This is a genomic window from Asticcacaulis sp. YBE204 (genome assembly GCF_000495855.1).
Lineage (GTDB): Bacteria > Pseudomonadota > Alphaproteobacteria > Caulobacterales > Caulobacteraceae > Asticcacaulis.
The window spans coordinates 1-2,751 of record NZ_AWGF01000026.1; the positions used below are offsets into that span (position 1 = coordinate 1).

Annotated in this window: 1 rRNA gene; it reads left to right on the forward strand. The window is 52.1% G+C overall.

The features are described 5' to 3' along the window. Window positions 1–2,609 (forward strand): 23S ribosomal RNA (locus AEYBE204_RS39130); the annotation flags it as partial. Window positions 2,610–2,751 lie beyond the last annotated feature (142 nt).

Consider the following 2,751-nt stretch of genomic DNA (forward strand, 5'->3'; position numbering starts at 1 on the left):
TGAGTTGGTGGTTTGAAAGGTATAATAAACTGAATACATAGGTTTATTAGGCGAACGCGGGGAACTGAAACATCTCAGTACCCGTAGGAAAGGACATCAACCGAGACTCCGAAAGTAGTGGCGAGCGAAATCGGACCAGGCCAGTGATCTTGTGATATAAAGCCGAACAGCTTGGAAAAGCTGACCATAGCGGGTGATAGTCCCGTAGGCGTCAACTAGCAAGATCCTCGAGTAGGGCGGGACACGTGAAATCCTGTCTGAACATGGGGGGACCACCCTCCAAGCCTAAGTACTCCTCTACGACCGATAGTGAACAAGTACCGTGAGGGAAAGGTGAAAAGCACCCCGACAAGGGGAGTGAAACAGAACCTGAAATTGGAAGCCTACAAGCAGTCGGAGCCCCCCAGCGGGGTGACGGCGTACCTTTTGTATAATGGGTCAGCGACTTCATGTGCCGAGCAAGCTTAAGCCGATAGGTGTAGGCGTAGCGAAAGCGAGTTTGAATAGAGCGTTAAGTTCGTCGCATGACGACCCGAAACCAGGTGATCTATCCATGAGCAGGATGAAGGTTGGGTAACACCAACTGGAGGTCCGAACCCGTGAATGTTGAAAAATTCTGGGATGACTTGTGGATAGGGGTGAAAGGCCAATCAAACCTGGACATAGCTGGTTCTCCGCGAAATCTATTTAGGTAGAGCGTCAGATGAATACCTTAGGGGGTAGAGCACTGGATGGTTGCGGGCGGCGCGAGCTGTACCAATACTAACCAAACTCCGAATACCTAAGAGTACTATCTGGCAGACACACGGCGGGTGCTAACGTCCGTCGTGAAAAGGGAAACAACCCTAACCATCATCTAAGGCCCCCAAGTTATGGCTAAGTGGGAAACGATGTGGGATTGCATTGACAATCAGGAGGTTGGCTTAGAAGCAGCCATCCTTTAAAGAAAGCGTAACAGCTCACTGATCAAGCGATCCTGCGCGGAAAATGTAACGGGGCTCAAGCCATGCGCCGAAGATATGGGTTCACGTAAGTGAGCGGTAGCGGAGCGTTCCGTAAGCCTGAGAAGGTCAACCGTGAGGTTGGCTGGAGGTATCGGAAGTGAGAATGCTGACATGAGTAGCGATAAAGAGTGTGAGAGACACTCTCGCCGAAAGACCAAGGGTTCCTGCGTAAAGCTAATCTGCGCAGGGTTAGCCAGCCCCTAAGGCGAGGCCGAAAGGCGTAGTCGATGGGAACCAGGTGAATATTCCTGGGCCAGTATGAAGTGACGGATGGCGTATATTGTACATGCTTATTGGATTGTGTGTGCAGTGAAGTTGTCCCTGGAAATAACTCATACATAGACTGTACCCGAAACCGACACAGGTGGTCAGGTAGAGTATACCAAGGCGCTTGAGAGAACTATGCTGAAGGAACTCGGCAAATTACACGCGTAACTTCGGGATAAGCGTGACTTACTCTGCGCAAGCAGTACTAAGTGGCACAAGCCAGGGGGTAGCGACTGTTTATCAAAAACACAGGGCTCTGCGAAGCTGTAAAGCGACGTATAGGGTCTGACGCCTGCCCGGTGCCGGAAGGTTAAAAGGAGTGGTGCAAGCTGCGAATTGAAGCCCCGGTAAACGGCGGCCGTAACTATAACGGTCCTAAGGTAGCGAAATTCCTTGTCGGGTAAGTTCCGACCTGCACGAATGGCGTAACGACTTCCCCACTGTCTCCAGCATAGGCTCAGCGAAATTGAATTCCCCGTGAAGATGCGGGGTTCCCGCGGTCAGACGGAAAGACCCTATGAACCTTTACTATAGCTTCGCCTTGGCGTTAGCAGCAACATGTGTAGGATAGGTGGGAGGCTATGAAACCGGGGCGCCAGTCTCGGTGGAGCCATCCTTGAAATACCACCCTTATTGCTGTTGACGTCTAACCGCGGTCCTTACATCAGGATCCGGGACATGGCGTGGTGGGTAGTTTGACTGGGGCGGTCGCCTCCCAAAGTGTAACGGAGGCGCGCGATGGTGGGCTCAGAACGGTCGGAAATCGTTCGATGAGTGCAATGGCATAAGCCCGCCTGACTGCGAGACTGACAAGTCGAGCAGAGACGAAAGTCGGCCATAGTGATCCGGTGGTCCTGCGTGGAAGGGCCATCGCTCAACGGATAAAAGGTACTCTAGGGATAACAGGCTGATTTTGCCCAAGAGTCCATATCGACGGCAAAGTTTGGCACCTCGATGTCGGCTCATCACATCCTGGGGCTGGAGCAGGTCCCAAGGGTATGGCTGTTCGCCATTTAAAGTGGTACGTGAGCTGGGTTCAGAACGTCGTGAGACAGTTTGGTCCCTATCTGCCGTGGGTGTTCGAGACTTGAGAGGATCTGTCCCTAGTACGAGAGGACCGGGATGGACATACCTCTGGTGGACCTGTCGTGGCGCCAGCCGCGCAGCAGGGTAGCTAAGTATGGAATAGATAACCGCTGAAAGCATCTAAGCGGGAAACTAACCTCAAAACAAGGTCTCGCTGAGGATCGTGGAAGACTACCACGTTGATAGGCCGGGTGTGGAAGCTCCGTGAGGAGTGAAGCTAACCGGTACTAATAATCCGATCGGCTTGATCGTTCCCTCAGCAAAACTCATTGATATAACAACACACACAGTCGTTCGACTGTTCATACAATGTCTTCTCGCTTAACCCACATCACACGTACCCCACGGCGTAAGCCAAAGGACACTTCGATGTGCGTAACTTGTGTTTGATTGA